Source organism: Kitasatospora sp. NPDC002522 (assembly GCF_053595195.1).
On the sequence record NZ_JBSFXE010000051.1, the window covers coordinates 22,390 to 38,914 of the forward strand.

Consider the following 16,525-nt stretch of genomic DNA (forward strand, 5'->3'; position numbering starts at 1 on the left):
ACGGTGTGGCGCCGGCGACCGGAACGTCTGAGGCGTCGTCACGTGCGAGGATTCGGACCGGGATGCCCCCCATGGCATCCGTGGGGACTTCGTAAGAGGACGAACACATGCAGACGGAGGATCCGCTGGCCGGTGCCGAGCTGACCTTTCTGCTCGGCATGGCCTTCCAGCTTTTGCACGCCGAGTTCGTGGGCCGCGTCAACACGCTCACCTCCACCGAACTCCGGCCGGTGCACGGCATGCTGTTCCAGATCCTCGGCCAGGACGGGGCGACCAACACCGAGCTCGCCACCAAGCTGGGCGTGACCAAGCAGGCCACCGGCCAGATCATCGACTTCCTCGAGGAACGCGGCTACGTGGAACGCCTGCCGCACCCCGACGGCGGCCGCCGCAAGCTGGTGGTCATGACGGACTCCGCCCGGCTCCACCTCGCGGTGGCCGGCCACGTCCTGGCCGATCTCGAAGGCAAGCTCGCGGCCGACCTCGGCGCCGCCGACATGGCCGAACTCCGCCGTGAACTCGCCCGGCTGATCAGGTACTTCGCCGGCGACGAGATCCCGCCCCTGCGACCGCTCTGGTAACTGCGACCGCTCTGGTGACGGCGGCGCGCCCGCCCGGGCGCGCCGCCGTCACCGCGTCGCCACTACCGCGCCGCCGCCGCGGCCATCCGGATCAGCCGCGCCCGCCCGGGGATCCCCAGCTTCCGGTAGATCCGGGTCAGGTGCTGCTCCACCGTGCTCACCGTGACGTGCAGCTCCTGGGCGATCTCCCGGTTGCTCTGCCCCGCCTGCGCCAGCGCGGCCACCCGCAGCTCGGCCCGGCTGAGCCGCCCGGCCGACTCGAGGACCCCGTCCCGCCCGCCCGGCCGCTCCGGGTCGCCCGCCGCCACCGGCACGGGCACGGGCATGGGCACCGCGGCCGACGGCAGGCGCTCCGGCTCGCTCGCGGCCTGCCCCGGCATCCGCCGGGTCGGCACGCTCCGGTGGCCCGGCAGGGCCCGCCGGCCCGGCAGCGGACGCGGCGAGACCGCCGCCCCCGCCGCGGCGCCCGTCCGCTGGGCCGGCACACCGCCCTCCGGCACCGCGGGCCGGGCGTCCAGCAGCCGGCCCGCCTCCGCGGACCGCCCCAGCCGCAGCAGCGCGTCCGCCGCGCCGTCACGCCACGGCAGCGCGGGACCGGCCACCGACTTCCAGTGCCCGAGCAGCTCGCCGCAGCGGGTGAAGTCGGCCAGCGCGACCTTCACCTGACCCGCCGCCAGGTGGTAGCGGGCCCGCGCCAGTAACACGTGCGGGCCCGCCAGGCTGCACAGCGCCCGCTGCGGCAGCGGGACCTCCAGGAAGGCCCGGGCCTCGGCCAGCTTGCCCTGCGCGGTCAGCGCGGCGACCAGCGTGGAGAGCGGACCGCCCAGCATGACGCCCCAGCCCTCGTACGAGATCCCGTCGAGGGCCTCCCGGGCGTGCCGCTCGGCCGCCTCCGGCAGGCCCCGACGCAGTGCGACCTGCCCGGTGCCCGCCGCGACGACCGCTTGCAGGGTCGGGCCGGAGCGGCTGGTCGGCCGCCCGGCCAGCCGGGCCAGCAGACGCTCGGCGTCATCCAGCCGGCCCGCGAAGGCGGTGGTGAGCACCGCGGCGACCACGCAGATCGCCGACTCGTCGTCCCACAGGCCCGGCTGCAGCACGCTCTCCGCGTGGGCCAGCAGCAGCGACTGCCCGTCCGCGGGCGGCGGCGCCGCGCCGCCGAGGCGCGGGTCCACGGTCGGTAGCAGCGGGTACAGGCGGCGCAGCCACGGGCAGACCGCCTGCGGCCGGCTCCGGCCGTCGTCGTCGACCGGGTCGGGCTCGCCGGCGGCGCCCACCAGCACGTCGAGGGCCTCCTCGGGCCGCCCCCACCACAGCAGGTACTCGACCAGGGTGAGCGAGTCCGCCGGGCGCAGCCGACCCTGCTGCGCCATTGCGACGAGCTCCGGGACGTACCGCACGGCCCGCTGCGGGTCGAGCCGCCAGGTGGCGCGAGCCAGCGCCGCGGTCACCTCGGTCCGCTGCTGCCGGTTCTCGCACGCCTGCTCCGCCAGCCGGAGGTAGCGCACGGCCTGCTCGCAGTCGTCGGCGTCCAGGCACGTGGCGGCCGCCTCGCGCAGCACGTGCACGGCCCACTCGCCGTGGGCGCCGCCCGCGGCCTCGATCAGCTCGGCGACCTCGGTGCCGTGCGCGCCGTCGTTGTAGCGCATCCGGGCGGCCCGCAGCCGCAGTTCGCCGAGCGACTCGGGCGGCATGCTGCCCCGTACCGCCGCGGCGATCGCGGGGTGCCGCAGCCGGCCGTCGGCGGCCAGGCCCATCGCGGTGAGGGCGCCGATCCCGTGCTCGGCGTGCTCCACCGAGACGCCGAGCAGCCGGCCCACCAGCCAGGCGGTCGGGCGGCCGCCGAGCACCGCCAGCACCTGCGCCACCCGGAGCACCGCGGGTTCGGCCCGGAACAGGCAGTGCATGACGCTGCGCGCGAACACCACCCCGGTGGGCGGCTCCGGACACGCCGGCTCGGTCCAACCCGCCTCGTCCAGCAGGGCGTTGAGCAGCACCGGGTTGCCGCCGGTGGCGGAGTGCCAGTGGTGCGCCAGCCGCTCGCCGGCCGGCTCGCCGAGGTGACGGGCGATCAGGGCGGCGGTGCCGCGCTCGCAGAGCATGCCGAGCGGCAGGCGCAGCACGTCCTGCTCGCGGGCCAGGCTCCGGTGGACGGCGGCGACGCCCGCCCCGGAGCCGGTCCGCTCGACCAGCACCGACAGCACCCGCGCCAGGCCCCAGCCGCGCAGCGCGGTGACCACCTCCAGCGAGGCGGTGTCGGCGTACTGGATGTCGTCGACGCACAGCACCACCGGGGTCCGCCCGGCCACCGCCTGGACGGCATCCCGGAAGGCCACCGCGACCCGGGCGAACTCCGGCTGCGGCAGCGGGTCCACGGCGGGACCCGGGACCGTGGTCAGCAGTGCCCGCAGCGGGCCGGTCTGCTCGGTGGGCAGGGCCTGCATCAACTGCCGCAGCACGCCCAGCTGGTAGGTGCGGGTGACGGGCAGGCCGACCGCCTCCAGGACCAGCGCCCCGGCGTCCCGGGCCCGGCGCAGCAGGTCCTGCACCAGCTCGGTCTTGCCGCTGGCGACCGGGCCGGTGACCAGCACCGCCCGGCTGCGGCCCTGCGCCGTCGAGTTGTAGACGGCGGCGAACTGCTCGGCGGAGAGCCGGCGTTCGCCCGGGCGGCCCGTTAGGTCGGGCTCCTCCGCGGCGAGCTTCACAGCTCCTCCAGCATCTTCGCCAGTTCGGCCAGCTCGGCCTGGAGCGCGTCCTCGGGGCTGCCCTCGTCGGCGCGGGCCTCGGCCACCGGGGCCGGCGCGGCGGCCGGGCGGGCCGGCTCCTCGGCGGCCTGATCGGGCGTCAACTGCCCGTACAGGAAGGCGGAGAGCTCCTGGACGGTCGGGTAGTTCCAGATCACCGTCGCCGCGAGCCGCAGCCCGAACCGGCGCTCCAGCCGGTTGCGCAGCTCCAGCGACATCACGGAGTCGACGCCGAGCGAGCGCATCGGGCTGTCGGGCGCGACGGAGGCCGCCGGCACCCGGGTGACCCCGGCGACGCAGTCGGTGACCAGCTCCGCCAGCAGCTCGCGGCGCTTCGCCTCGTCCTCGACGGCCAGCAGCGCGTCCAGTTCGGAGCGCAGGTCGGCGGCGTCGGCCTGCTCGGCGGCCGCCTCGGCGACCCGCAGCCGCATCCGGCTGATCGCGACGCCGGACACCCGGACGAACACCCGGCCGTCGGCGCCGACGATCGACACGTCGGCCAGCAGCCCCTCCGGGACGTCCGGCGCGGGCCGGACGGTGGCGTGCGCCCAGCACTCGTCGGTCGGCCGCGCGTGCACCACGACCCGCTCCACGCCGGTGCTGACGAACCCGCCGTCGGCGGCCGCGAGGACCGGCGCGAGGGCGGCCTGGATGGCGCCGTCGAGCAACGCGGGCGCCACCCGGAACTGCGCGGCGGCCGGCGACTCGGCCGGCACCGCGAGCCGGGCCAGCGCCTCGTCCGCCCCGAAGCGCACCTCGGTGACGGCCCGGTAGGCGGGGCCGTAGGCCAGCCCGCGCTCGGCGAGCGAGGCGTAGAACGCGGCGCCGTCCATCGTCCGGGGCAGCCGGCCGCCGGCCGCCGCCAGGTCGAGCGGGGCGGGCTCCGCCGCGCCGACCGGCTCCAGCAGGGCGGCGGCGACGCACACCTGCTCGGTGCCGAACCGCGCGAAGACCCGCAGGTCGTCGGCGCTCTCGTGCTCGACCAGCACCGCCTGCACCTGCCGGCCGCCGTCCTCGTCGAGCCGCAGCGGCTCCACGAAACGCAGCCCGGTGACGGCGTGCTCGCGGCCGGGGCGCACCTGCTCCGCCACCGCGAGCGCCAGTTCGACCACCGCGGCGCCGGGCAGCACGGCCTCCCCGCCGATCACGTGGTCGTGCGCGCCGATCGTGGTCCGGTCGTAGGTGGTCTGCCAGTAGTGGGTGCCCGGCTCGACGGCCGAGTCCAGCCGCTCGCCGAGCAGCCCGCCCCGGGCGGCCGAGCGGGCCGCGCCGGAGGCGGCGACCGCCTCGTACCAGAGCCGTTGCCGCTGCCACGGGTAGGACGGCAGCCGGGCGCCGTGCAGCGCGGCGCCGCGCACCAGGCCGAGGTCGAGCGGCAGGCCGGCGGTGTACAGCCGGCCGACCGAGCCGAGCAGGGTCTCCCGCTCGCCCTCGTTGCGCCGCAGCGAGGGCACCACCGCGACCGGCACGCTCCGGTCCATCGCCACCTGCTCCACGGCGGGCAGCAGGATCGGGTGCGGGCTCATCTCGGCGAACACCCGGGTGCCGGACTCGATCAACCGGTCGACCTGCCGGCCGAAGAGCACCGGCTTGCGCAGGTTGTCGACCCAGTACTCGGCCGTCATGTCGGAACCGTCGCTGACCCGGCCGGTGACGGTGGACCAGATCGGCACGGCCGCGACCCGCGGCGCGACCGGCGCCAGCGCGTCGAGCAGGTCCTCGCGCAGCGGGTCCATCTGCGGGCTGTGCGAGGCGACGTCCACCTTCACCCGGCGGCAGAAGGTGCCGGCCTCCTTCAGCTGCGCCTCGATCGCCTCCAGCGCCGGCAGGCCGCCGGACAGCACGGTCGAGCGGGCGCTGTTGCTCACCGCGATCGACACCGTGTCGGCGTACGGCGCGGTGACCTCCTCGGCCTGCTCCATGGTGAGCTCGACGGCGAGCATCGCGCCCTGCCCGCTGGCGCGGCGCATCAGGCCGCTGCGCAGGCAGATGACGCGCAGCGCGTCGTCCAGCGAGAGCGCGCCCGCCACGTGGGAGGCGGCGATCTCGCCCATGCTGTGCCCGACGACGGCGCTCGGGACGACGCCCCAGGACCGCCAGAGCGCGGCCAGCGCGACCTGGACGGCGAAGATGACCGGCTGGATCACGTCGATCCGGTCCATCCGGGAGGTGTCCTCGCCGGCCTGCAGCTCGGCGAGGATCGACCAGTCCAGGTAGGCGCGGGCCGCGGCGTCGATCTCCCGGATCGCGGCGTGGAACACCGGCTCGGCGGCGAGCAGTTCGGTGCCCATGCCGATCCACTGCGAGCCCTGGCCGGGGAAGACGAAGGCCACGCCGGCCCGGCTGTCGACGCCGACGGGGGCCGGCTCGGCGGCGCGCAGCCGCTCGGCCAGCTCGGCGGTGGAGCGGGCCACCACGGCCAGCCGGTGTGGGTGTTCGGCGCGCGGGGCGGCGGCCCGGCAGAGGTCGGCCAGGCCGGTGCCGGCGGCGTCCGCGACCCGGTCGGCGGTGCGGTCGGCGAGCTCGCGCAGGGCGGCCGCGGAGCGGGCGGAGACCGTGAACAGCTCGGCGCGGTCCGCCCCGTGGCCCGGCCGGGCGGCCGGCAGGCCGAGCGCGTGCAGCGCGGCGAGCGTCTCGGCGGCGCCCTGCCGGTCGTCGGCGGCGCGCAGCATGGTCCCGAGCACCACGGCCTCGCGGCCGGAGTCGGCGACGCACTGCTCCAGTCCGGCGGTCAGCACCGGGGTGGCGCTGAGCTCCACCAGGACGCTGTGGCCGTCCTCCAGCAGCGCGGCCACGGCGTCGGCGAGCACGACCTGCTCGCGCAGGTTCCGGCAGAAGTACGCGCCGGTGACCTCCCGCCAGTCGATCGGGCGGCCGGTGACGGTGGAGTACATCGGGATGCGGCCCGGCCGGGGCCGGATGCCCTCGGTGGACGCCGCCAGCTCCGGAAGGATCTCGTCGATGGCCGCGCTGTGCGCGGGCAGGCCGACCTTGACCATCGCGCCGAGCACGCCGTCGGCCTTGAGCTCGGCGAGCGCCGCCTCGAGGGCGGTCACCTCGCCGGCCAGCACGGTGGAGCGCGGCCCGTTGCGGGCGGCGACCACCACCCGGCCGTCCGCGGTGAAGCGGGCCAGGTCGGCGGCGGACCGGTCGACGATGGCCATGCCGCCGCCGCGGCCGGAGATCACGGCCTGCAGCCGGCTGTAGTGGTGCACCAGCCGGACGGCGTCCGGCAGGTCGAGGATGCCCGCGATGACGGCGGCGGCGATCTCGCCCAGGCTGTGCCCGGTCACGGCGTCCGGGCGGACGCCGCCCGCCTCCAGCCACTCGGCCAGCGCGACCTGGATCGCGAACAGCACCGGCTGGGTGACCGAGACGTCGTCCCAGCGGGTCCGGTCCTCGTCGACGTGCAGTTCCTGCAGCAGCGACCAGCCGGTGTACGGCTGCAGCTCGGCGTCGCAGCGCTCGAGCGCGGCGCGGAACACCGGTTCGGTGCGCAGCATCGCGCGGGCCATGCCGAACCACTGGTGGCCGTGCGGGGAGCAGACGAACGCGACCTTGCGGTCGGACGCGGCGGCGGCCGGGCCGTCCAGCGCGGACCAGTCCCACGGCTGCGGCTCGTCGCGGCCCTCCAGCACCACGTGGACGTTGGTGCCGCCCCACCCGAACGAGCTGACGCCGGCCAGGGCGCGCCGGTCGGCCGGCCACTCCTCCAGTTCGGTGGGCACGCGCAGGCCGAGGCCGTCGAAGTCGATGTGCGGGTTCGGGTCGCGGAAGTGCAGGTTCGGCGGCACCGCGCGGTGGCGCAGCACCAGGGCGGTCTTGATCAGCCCGGCGATGCCGGCCGCGCCCTCCAGGTGCCCGATGTTGGTCTTCACCGAGCCGAGCACGAGCTGCGCGGAGCGGTCCTCGGCGAAGGCGCGGTCCTCGGCGAAGACCGCGCCGAGCGCGCTGGCCTCGATCGGGTCGCCCAGCGCGGTGCCGGTGCCGTGGGTCTCCACGAAGTGCACCTCGCCCGGCGCGACCCCGGCCCGCTCGTAGGCGGCGCGCAGCACCTCCTCCTGGGCGACCGGGTTGGGGGCGGTGAGGCCGTTGCTCAGGCCGTCGTTGTTGGTCGCCGAGCCGCGGATGGTGCACCAGACGTCGTCGCCGTCGGCGAGCGCGCGCGACAGCGGCTTGAGGACGACGACGCCGCAGCCCTCGCCGCGGCCGAAGCCGTCGCCGCTCGCGTCGAAGGCCTTGCAGCGCCCGTCCTGGGCGAGTCCGCCGAACAGCGTGAGCGCCACCATGGTGTCGGCGCTGAGCAGCAGGTTCACCCCGCCCGCGACGGCGATCGTGGACTCGCCGGACCAGATGCTCTGGCAGGCGAGGTGGACCGCGAGCAGCGAGGAGGAGCAGGCGGTGTCGACGGTGACGCTCGGGCCGCGCAGGCCCAGGACGTACGAGAGCCGGTTGGCGATCATGTTGAGCGCCTGGCCGGTGGCCGAGTGCGAGGTGAGCGGGCCGGGGCGCAGGTCGGCGTAGTCGTGCCAGATCGCGCCGGCGAACACGCCGGTGCGGCTGCCGGCCAGTTCGCTCGCGGAGACCCCGGCGCTCTCCAGCGCCTCCCAGGCGACCTCCAGGAAGAGCCGCTGCTGCGGGTCCATCTCGGCCGCCTCGCGCGGGGAGATGCCGAAGAACAGCGGGTCGAACTCGTCGCCGGGCCGGTCGAGGTAGCCGGCCTCGGTGGGCATCCGGTTCAGCACCGACTGCGGGAGCCCGTCCCGGACGTCCTGCCCCGTGCGCTCCGCCGCGGCCCGCACCGCGTCGGTGCCGCTGCGCAGCAGCTCCCAGTACGCGTCCACGCCGTCGGCCTGCGGGAAGCGGCAGCCGATGCCGACCACCGCGATCGGCTCGCTCGCGGCCGGGACCGGGGTGGTGCGAGCGGCTCCCCGGGTGCGGGTCGCGGGCGCCGCGTCGTCCAGCAGATGCGCCGCGAGCGAAGTGATCGTCGGGTGCGCCCAGGCGACGGCGGGCGACAGCGGGCGGTCCAGCAGCTCCGCGAGGGTCGCGATCATCCGGGTCGCCTTCAGCGAATCGAGGCCCTGCCGCACGAACTGCTCGTCGTCGGATACGTCCTCGACGGCGCACCCGACCAGCTCGGACAGGACTCTGCGTATTTCCGCGACGAGAGAATCAGAAGTCAAACTTCCCGTGGCCAACACTGAAATTACCCCCGCAGATGTCCAGTGAAGCGATATGTATCTCAATATTGCGATAATATTACAGAGAATGTTTGAACCTCATCCTAGCCGTGCCCGACGGGCGGAGTCAAGGAACTTGACTCCTGTCCTCCGATTTGAGGCTGGCCATATCCGACATTCCTGGCGAAGCCCTCGCGAGGCTCTCGGGGGCCGTCCGCGCCGCGCCGCCGCTCCATGGTCAACTAGCGGGCGGGGTAGGGGAGTAGGGGACACAACCGCAGGCGCGGGCCGGTCCGGTCGGAGCGCAGGATGACGGCCGCGTTACGGACGGTGCCGGTGGTGCGGCGTCCGCGGGGGCCGATCGCGCGGGTCGGAACGGTCGTTCCAGCGGCCCGAACGGACCGGAAGGTGCCAATATCGACCCGGTTAATACGGGCGCCGGAACGCGGAGCCGAACACGCGGCGGAAACACGCCCGATACGCGGCCGACACGTGCGGATACGGTTGCACCCGTGCGGCCGGAACCGCCCGGCGGCCTCCGCCCGGTACCCCGCGGCGCCGGGAGCCCTACCGTTCCCCGGGGCGACTGTTAGCATTCGGCAAAAACAGCCGCGGCGAATTCCCCCGGCTCGTCGAATTCCCCCGCCCGCCCGTCCGACGCGTTGTGGAAGGACCGAACCACCGTGACCAGCACCGTCAGCACCGCCGACCTCTGGATACGCCGCTACGCCACCGCCGAGCCGGGCGCACCGAAGCTCGTCTGCCTGCCGCACGCCGGCGGCAGCGCCACCTTCTACGTCCCGATGGCCCGCGCCCTCGCCCCGCACTGCGAGGTGCTCGCCGTCCAGTACCCCGGCCGGCAGGACCGGCTCGCCGAGCCCCGGCTGGAGAGCCTCGACGCGCTCGCCGACCGGATCGTGCCGCTGCTGCTGCCGTACGCCGAGGACGGGCTGGCCCTGTTCGGCCACAGCATGGGCGCGACCCTCGCGTTCGAGGTCGCCCGCCTGCTGGAGGAGGCGGGCGCCGTCCCGCTGGCGCTGTTCGCCTCGGGCCGCGCCGCCCCGTCCCGCCTGCCCGCGGGCGGCACCGTCCACCAGGGCACCGACGCCGAACTCGCCGCCCGGCTCCGGGTGCTGGGCGGCACCTACGCGCCGGTGCTGGACGACCCCGAGCTGCTGGAGCTGACGCTTCCCGCCGTGCGCAGCGACTACAAGGCCGCCGAGACCTACCGCTACCGCCCCGGCGCCCCGCTGACCTGCCCCGTCCACGTCCTCACCGGCGACCAGGACCCGATGGTCACCGACGCCGACGCCCGCGCCTGGGCCGAGCACACCTCGGGCCCGTTCGCCCTGGACACCTACGCCGGCGGCCACTTCTTCCTGGCCCACCACCAGGCTCCGATCCTGGCCTCCGTCACTGCCCGGCTGTCCCGCGCCTGACGCCGCCGACGCGCCCTGGGCCGCACCGGAACTCCGTTGCGGCCCAGTCGCGTTGACCGATGATCAGGCCGCGGGCGGCGCGGGGGTGTCGCCCTCGACGGTGATCCGGGCCCGGGTGTCGTAGAACGACAGGTGGCCGGCGATGTCCGCGGCGGCGTCGAGCGGGTCGGGGTAGGACCAGGCCACGTCGGGCCGGTCCTCGACGGTGCCGTCCGGGCCGCGGTACGCCCAGTAGTGGGCCTCGCCCTTGAAGGGGCAGGTGGTCCGGGTGTCGGTCGGCGCGAAGAGCGCCAGGTCGACGTCGCCCGGCGGCAGGTAGTAGCGGACCGGCAGCCCCGCCTCGAACAGGACGACGGGCCGGCTGGACTTGGCGACGACGGTGCCGTCGATCTCGACGGTCACGGTCACGGAACCGCGGACGGTCTGCACCCGGTGGGCGCGGGCGGGGCTCGACACGAAGAACTCCCTCTGCTGGTCGGTGCGTTCGCTGCATTCTCCGTCATCGGGGCGAGCGGGTCGATGCCCTCCCTTGCGCGGTCGGGCCGCACCCCTCGCGATTGGTCCAGACCTATTGACGCGCCTTGCCGCCCCTCCTACGATCCGGTCCGGTACATCCCCCACATGCCCCCACCTCACCCAAGCCGGGCGTCACGCCCCCACGCGTCGGTCATGTCCATGACGCTCGGCGGGAAGGGAACGCCGTATGTTCCGTCGAAGGTCGCGTACCGCCAGCCCATCGGGCGACGCCCGCCCCGCTGTGCAGCGGGCCGCCGTGCAGCGCGCACCGCAGCTCCACCGGGCCGACACCGTCCGGCCCGAGCCGTCCGTCCTCAAGCGCGCGCTCGCCGGGGTGAGCGCCGTCGCGGTGATCGCCACCGGCGTCGCCGTGGCCGGCTCGGTCACCGCCGGGGCCGCCACCACCAACCTGGTCGCCAACCCCGGCTTCGAGAGCGGACTCTCCGGCTGGAGCTGCACCGGCGGCTCCGGCTCGGTCGTCGCCAGTCCGGTGCACGCCGGCGCCGGCGCGCTCAAGGCCGTGCCGACCGGCTCGGACACCGCCGAGTGCTCGCAGACCATCAGCGTGCAGCCCAACTCCCAGTACACGCTGAGCGCTTACGTCCAGGGCAGCTACGTCTACCTGGGCGTCACCGGCACCGGCGTCTCGTCGTCCACCTGGACGCCGAACAACGCGTCGTACGGCCAGCTCAGCGTCGCCTTCAGCACCGGCGCGAGCACCACCTCGGTGACCGTCTTCGTGCACGGCTGGTACGGGCAGCCCACCTACTACGCGGACGACCTGTCGCTCAGCGGCCCCGGCGGCACCAGCCCCAGCCCGTCCACCTCCGCCAGCCCGTCGACCAGCACCAGCCCGTCGGCCTCCGCGAGCCCGTCCACCTCCAGCAGCCCGTCGACGTCGGCCAGCCCCTCGACCTCCGCCAGCCCGTCCGCCAGCTCCACCGGCGGCGACACCTGCGCCACCAAGCCCCGTCCGGCCGGCAAGGTGCTGCAGGGCTACTGGGAGAACTGGGACGGCGCCTCCAACGGCGTCCACCCGGGCATGGGCTGGGTCCCGATCACGGACAGCCGGATCGCCGCGCACGGCTACAACGTCATCAACGCCGCCTTCCCGGTGATCCTGTCCGACGGCACCGTGCTCTGGCAGGACGGCATGGACGCCGGCGTCAAGGTCTCCACCCCCGCCGAGATGTGCCAGGCCAAGGCGGCCGGCGCGACGCTGCTGATGTCGATCGGCGGCGCCGCCGCGGGCATCGACCTCAGCTCCAGCACCGTCGCCGACAAGTTCGTGGCGACCGTCGTCCCGATCCTGAAGAAGTACAACTTCGACGGCATCGACATCGACATCGAGACCGGCCTGTCCGGCAGCGGCTCGATCGGCACGCTCTCGGCCTCCCAGTCGAACCTGATCCGCATCATCGACGGCGTGCTCGCCCAGATGCCGGCCGGCTTCGGCCTCACCATGGCCCCGGAGACCGCGTACGTCACCGGCGGCAGCGTCACCTACGGCTCGATCTGGGGCGCCTACCTCCCCATCATCAAGAAGTACGTCGACAACGGCCGCCTGTGGTGGCTCAACATGCAGTACTACAACGGCAGCATGTACGGCTGCTCCGGCGACTCCTACTCGGCCGGCACCGTCCAGGGCTTCACCACGCAGACCACCTGCCTGAACAACGGCCTGGTCATCCAGGGCACCACCATCAAGGTCCCCTACGACAAGCAGGTCCCCGGCCTGCCGGCCCAGTCCGGCGCGGGCGGCGGCTACATGGCGCCGAGCCTGGTCAGCCAGGCGTACAACTCCTTCAGCGGCCAGCTGAAGGGCCTGATGACCTGGTCGATCAACTGGGACGGCTCGAAGGGCTGGACCTTCGGCGACAACGTCAAGTCCCTCCAGGGCCGCTGACCTACCGTCAGCACCCCGCGCCCCGGGTACGGCCTCGGCCGTACCCGGGGCGCGGTCGTTCCCGGCCGGGCGCCGCGACCCGGGCCGGCGTCAGTGCTCCAGGTCGGCGCGCATCGCGGCGAACAGCCGCGCCGCCTCGGCCGGGGTGGTGTGCGGGAACAGCGCGACGGCCGCGGTGGAGGAGTCGACCCAGCCGCACAGCACGTCGGTCGGGCCGGTGGACTCCGGCAGGCTCAGGCACTCGAGGTCGCCGCCGAGCGGACCCGCCGGGTACGGCTCGGCGGTGGTCGGGCTGCCGCTGGAGCCGGTGCCGAGGGCGTAGTCGACCAGGCCGCGCCACAGGTGCTCGCGCCGCTTGCTCGGCTCCTCCGGGACGTTGTCGACGCCGACGAACAGCACCCGGCGCCCGGAGCCCTGCCCGGCCCGGTCGTAGTTGGCGGCCACCAGGTGCATGCCGTCGCGCATGTCGCCCGGGTCGACCGGGACGTCGGACAGCTGGCCGTCCCCGGTGGTCCGGGTCAGGCCGCCGGCGGTGCGCGCCTCGACCAGGGTGCGCTTGCCGCCGGCCGCGGGCGAGGCGGCGGCCGGCGAGGTGGCGGCCGGGCTCTTCGGGGCCGGGCCGGTGGCGGCGGCCGTGGACGCCGGGCCGGACGCGGGGGATGAGGCCGCGTCGCCGGCCGGGTCCTCGGGGTCGCACGCGGCGAGGGCGAGCGTCGCGGCCAGCGCGGCGGAGGCGAGCAGGACGCGGGCGGTGAGCGGCTGACGTCTGGTCAAGGTGGAGCCCCCTGGTGTGGTGGTGGTGCCGACGGGCTGCTGAACCCGTGTGGTGCGGCGGCGGGCTGTCGGCCCGTCAGCAGGACGATAGGGGCGCGGGCTCCGCGATCCGGCCGGTGTCGCGATTCCGGACACCGGTGAGACCGGACGGTGACAGAGTGACGGCCCCCGATCACCGGGTCGAGAGCTGTCCTCCGGAGCCCCTACGATGACCGCCATGACTACTGGGGGGCCGGGCGCACCGCTCGTCGACGGCCGCTTCGAGCTGCTGGAGCGACTCGGCGGCGGCGGCATGGGACTGGTCTGGCGGGCCCGGGACACCGTGCTGCAACGCGAGGTGGCGCTCAAGGAGGTCCGCCCGCCGGACCCGGCGATGCTCGCCGCCGACCCCGCCGCGGCCTACGAGCTGCGCGAGCGGGTGCTGCGCGAGGCCCAGGCGCTGGCCCGGCTCCAGCACCCCAACGTGGTGATCATCTACCACATCGTGGACACCGCCGAACTCCCGCACCCCTGGCTGGTGATGGAGCTGGTCACCGGCGGCTCGCTGTCCGACCGCCTCGCGCGCGGCGCGCTCTCCCCGGAGGAGGCCGCCCGGATCGGCCGGGGCGTGCTCTCCGCGCTGCGGGCCGCCCACGCCGCCGGAATCCACCACCGCGACGTGAAGCCGGCCAACGTCCTGATCCGCGCCGACGGCACCCCGGTGCTGACCGACTTCGGCATCGCCGCACTCAGCGAGTCGACCAGCCTGACCGCCACCGGCGCCCTGATCGGCTCGCCCGAGTTCATCGCCCCCGAGCGGATCCGCGGCCACGAGGGCAACCCCTCCTCCGACCTCTGGTCGCTCGGCATGATGCTGTACGTCGCCGTGGAGGGCCACCACCCGCTGCGCCGCGGCACCACCATCGCGACCCTGGCCGCCGTCCTGGACGAGCCGCTCCCGCCGCCGGTGCGCTCCGGTCCGCTCGGGCCCACGCTGATCGCGCTGCTGGCCCGCGACCCCGCCGCCCGGCCCGACGCCGACCAGCTCGACCGGCTGTTCGCCGCGGCCGAGCAGGGCATCGACGGCACCCTCGGCGGCGGCTCGGCGTTCTCGCCCACCCAGCTGAACGACGCCGCCCCGTACCGGCCCACTCAGTTCGGCAGCGCCCTGCCCCACCCCACCGGCCCGCAGGACCGGGTGCCCGGGCCCGGTTACCCCACGGGCGGGTTCACGCCGGACGGCCACCCCACCGGCGGGCACGCCATGGGCGGGTACCCGACCGGGGGCTACCCCAGCGGTGCGCCGACGGCCGGCGGCCACCAGCCGTGGGCGCCGACGGTGCTGCCGCTGCGCCCTCCGCGCAAGCGCACCGGCCCGGTGCTGGCGGCGGCGGTGGCCGGCGTGGTGGCGGTCGGCCTGCTGGCCTGGTCGCTCAGCCACGGCTGGCTGGACCCCGGCAGCCACGCCACCGCCGGCTCCACCCCGCCGGTGACGGGCACCGCCGGCACCGGCCCGGCCGCCACCGGCACGGACCCCGCGGGCGGCACCACCCCCGCCGGCACCCCGAAGGCCGCGCCGCCCGCGACCGGGACCGGCAAGGACCTGCTCACCCCGGACGGCGCCCGCGGCATGGTCGACTCGATCCGCTCGTCGACCGGCAACGCCACCATCACCGAGATGACGATCTATCCGGACTTCGCCAGCGCCAAGGTGCTGACCAAGGACAACCCGAAGCACTGGGACCAGGTCGACTACCGCGGCGGCAAGGTCACCAGCAGACCCGGCGGCACCGTCAGCAGCACCGACAAGCCGGTCGACCTCACCAAGATCGACTGGAACCAGATCCCGACCGTGATGGCCAAGGCCCAGACCGAGCTCGGCGTCGCCACCCCCAAGTCGCGCTACCTGATCGTGGACTACGGGTGGTTCGCCGACGAGATCACCATCCGGTACTACCTGTCGGACGAGTACAACGGCGGCGGCTACCTCACCGCGGGCGCCACCGGCAAGGTGCTCAAGGTGATGAAGTCCGACTGACGATGAAGTCCGACCGATCCCGCCGAGCCTCCGTGCCGCGGGTCGGCCGGGCGTCGAAGAACGTGAGCCCGATCGCCCCGACCGGCGGCGAGGCCTTCCACCCGGACGTGGCCTTCGGCTTCGTCTTCTCCCCGCCCGCCGGCGGCCGGCAGTCCGTCACCGTCCGCCGGGCCACCGGCGCCGCGGCGCGCTCGCACGAGGCCACCGGCGACGCGATCCTCACCGACGTCCCGGTCGACCGCGGCGCCCACCCGTCGCTGACCGCCTACTTCAACGCCGAGGACGTCAAGGACGCGTACAACGCCGGCGAGCCCGCCGACGACTGGGCCGCCTACCGCGAACCGTGGACCGCTGTGCTGCGGCACTTCGGCGACTACGAGCCGGCCGCCGCCGAGCACGCCCTGCGCACCGTCCTGCCGGACGTCCTGCGCTTCGACCGCAGCCGGCCCGCCGCGTACCCCAACGGCCGGACCCTGATCGACGACGTGACCTCCGCCCGGCTGTCCATGCTCACCGGGGGCAAGGTCCCCACCGACCACATCGGCCAGCACACCGACCTGCTGCCCGACTTCCCCTACCTGGGCCCGCCGCACGCCGGCTGACGCCGCCTACGGTGTGACCTCCACGTCGACGGTGAAGGTCTGCTGGTCGGGCGGGCAGGGCTTGGCCTCGCCGCAGCTGGTCCGCTGGGCGGTCAGCCGGGCCGATCCGGCGGCCAGGGCGGTGAAGGCGGTGGTGACCGTCCCGCAGCCGGCGCCCGGGCGGCAGGACGGCGAGGCGGAGGTGGCGGGGGCGCCCGCGGGGGCGAGCCGGTCGGGAGCGCTGCTGGTCACCGCCGACCAGTAGGTGCTGTGCAGGTCGACCCGGACGGTGGTGCCGGGGCCGACCGTGATCCGGGTGCGGTCGGCGCTCTCGTCCAGCGCGACGGTGCGCCCGGCGGTGGCCGCGGTGCTCCCGGCCGCGGACGTGCCGGGCGCGGACGTCGCGGTCGAGCCGCACCCGGTCAGCGCCACCAGGGCGAGCGCGGCGCAGCCGAGTGCGGCGGTGGTCTTCGGGGACGGCGTCCTCATGGCGGGTCTCCATGGTGGGTCGAGCGGCCCGTTCATCGGCCGGTGCGGATCAGACGTGGTGGCGGCCCGATCGGATCCACGATCCGGCGTCCGAGCCCGACGGCTGCGGGCCCGGACGCGGCGGTGCCGGAAGGACCGAGGGGTCCTTCCGGCACCGGTTCAGCGACGCTGCGTCAGGAGACGTTGAGCGCGGTGTCGTCGACCACGAAGCTGGTCTTGAGCGAGGAGTCCTCGGTGCCGGTGAACTTCACCGTGACGGTCTGGCCGGCGAAGGCCGAGAGGTCGAAGGACTTCTGCA

The 16,525-nt window shown here is 75.0% G+C and carries 10 protein-coding genes and 1 pseudogene; 6 read left to right on the forward strand and 5 right to left on the reverse strand.

Annotation, left to right across the window (positions count from 1 at the left end; translation table 11 throughout):
- Positions 1-107: 107 nt before the first annotated feature.
- Positions 108-581: a MarR family winged helix-turn-helix transcriptional regulator gene (locus tag ACWD4U_RS30770; RefSeq protein WP_363460808.1), complete on the forward strand. Its 474-nt coding sequence runs from the start codon at positions 108-110 to the stop codon at positions 579-581.
- Positions 582-643: 62 nt separating this feature from the next.
- On the opposite strand, the gene ACWD4U_RS30775 is transcribed toward ACWD4U_RS30770, so the two are convergent.
- Together ACWD4U_RS30775 and ACWD4U_RS30780 are read right to left on the reverse strand one after the other, a co-directional pair.
- Positions 644-3,283 (reverse strand): AAA family ATPase, encoded by a 2,640-nt coding sequence (locus ACWD4U_RS30775; RefSeq protein ID WP_363460810.1) that lies wholly within the window; start codon positions 3,281-3,283, stop codon positions 644-646.
- Positions 3,280-8,508, reverse strand: a complete 5,229-nt coding sequence (locus ACWD4U_RS30780) for an acyltransferase domain-containing protein (protein ID WP_363460812.1) — start codon at positions 8,506-8,508, stop codon at positions 3,280-3,282. Before ACWD4U_RS30780 ends, ACWD4U_RS30775 begins: the two co-directional genes overlap by 4 nt.
- Positions 8,509-9,188: 680 nt before the next feature.
- On the opposite strand from ACWD4U_RS30780, the gene ACWD4U_RS30785 reads away from it, so the two are divergent.
- Positions 9,189-9,944: a thioesterase II family protein gene (locus ACWD4U_RS30785; protein WP_363460814.1), complete on the forward strand. Its 756-nt coding sequence runs from the start codon at positions 9,189-9,191 to the stop codon at positions 9,942-9,944.
- 63 nt (positions 9,945-10,007) lie between these two features.
- On the opposite strand, the gene ACWD4U_RS30790 is transcribed toward ACWD4U_RS30785, so the two are convergent.
- Complete coding sequence (locus ACWD4U_RS30790; protein WP_363460816.1) at positions 10,008-10,400, reverse strand: DUF427 domain-containing protein; 393 nt, start codon at positions 10,398-10,400, stop codon at positions 10,008-10,010.
- 247 nt (positions 10,401-10,647) lie between these two features.
- On the opposite strand from ACWD4U_RS30790, the pseudogene ACWD4U_RS30795 reads away from it, so the two are divergent.
- Together ACWD4U_RS30795 and ACWD4U_RS30800 are read left to right on the forward strand one after the other, a co-directional pair.
- A pseudogene (locus tag ACWD4U_RS30795) lies at positions 10,648-11,151 on the forward strand (carbohydrate binding domain-containing protein); the annotation flags it as partial.
- 90 nt (positions 11,152-11,241) lie between these two features.
- Positions 11,242-12,366 carry a chitinase gene (locus tag ACWD4U_RS30800; RefSeq protein WP_449787356.1) on the forward strand — a complete coding sequence of 375 codons (1,125 nt, stop codon included), beginning with the start codon at positions 11,242-11,244 and terminating at the stop codon, positions 12,364-12,366.
- Between the two features lie 90 nt (positions 12,367-12,456).
- Here ACWD4U_RS30800 and ACWD4U_RS30805 read toward each other — a convergent pair whose 3' ends face one another.
- Positions 12,457-13,140: a hypothetical protein gene (locus ACWD4U_RS30805; RefSeq protein ID WP_363460818.1), complete on the reverse strand. Its 684-nt coding sequence runs from the start codon at positions 13,138-13,140 to the stop codon at positions 12,457-12,459.
- 217 nt (positions 13,141-13,357) lie between these two features.
- Between ACWD4U_RS30805 and ACWD4U_RS30810 the strand changes: the two genes are divergently transcribed.
- Positions 13,358-15,157, forward strand: coding sequence for a serine/threonine-protein kinase (locus ACWD4U_RS30810; protein ID WP_363460820.1), 1,800 nt, complete (start codon positions 13,358-13,360; stop codon positions 15,155-15,157).
- Positions 15,158-15,159: 2 nt separating this feature from the next.
- Positions 15,160-15,759 (forward strand): hypothetical protein, encoded by a 600-nt coding sequence (locus tag ACWD4U_RS30815; protein ID WP_363460822.1) that lies wholly within the window; start codon positions 15,160-15,162, stop codon positions 15,757-15,759.
- A gap of 6 nt (positions 15,760-15,765) precedes the next feature.
- On the opposite strand, the gene ACWD4U_RS30820 is transcribed toward ACWD4U_RS30815, so the two are convergent.
- The gene (locus ACWD4U_RS30820; RefSeq protein ID WP_363460824.1) at positions 15,766-16,227 is read right to left on the reverse strand and encodes a hypothetical protein; all 462 of its coding nucleotides are present in this window, start codon (positions 16,225-16,227) and stop codon (positions 15,766-15,768) included.
- Positions 16,228-16,525 lie beyond the last annotated feature (298 nt).

What these genes read in the sequence shown, in the direction of transcription:
- ACWD4U_RS30820 (WP_363460824.1), bottom strand. Translation starts at nt 16,227, where the DNA reads ATGAGGACGCCGTCCCCGAAGACCACCGCCGCACTCGGCTGCGCCGCG.
- ACWD4U_RS30810 (WP_363460820.1), top strand. Translation starts at nt 13,358, where the DNA reads ATGACTACTGGGGGGCCGGGCGCACCGCTCGTCGACGGCCGCTTCGAG.
- ACWD4U_RS30770 (WP_363460808.1), top strand. Translation starts at nt 108, where the DNA reads ATGCAGACGGAGGATCCGCTGGCCGGTGCCGAGCTGACCTTTCTGCTC.
- ACWD4U_RS30815 (WP_363460822.1), top strand. Translation starts at nt 15,160, where the DNA reads ATGAAGTCCGACCGATCCCGCCGAGCCTCCGTGCCGCGGGTCGGCCGG.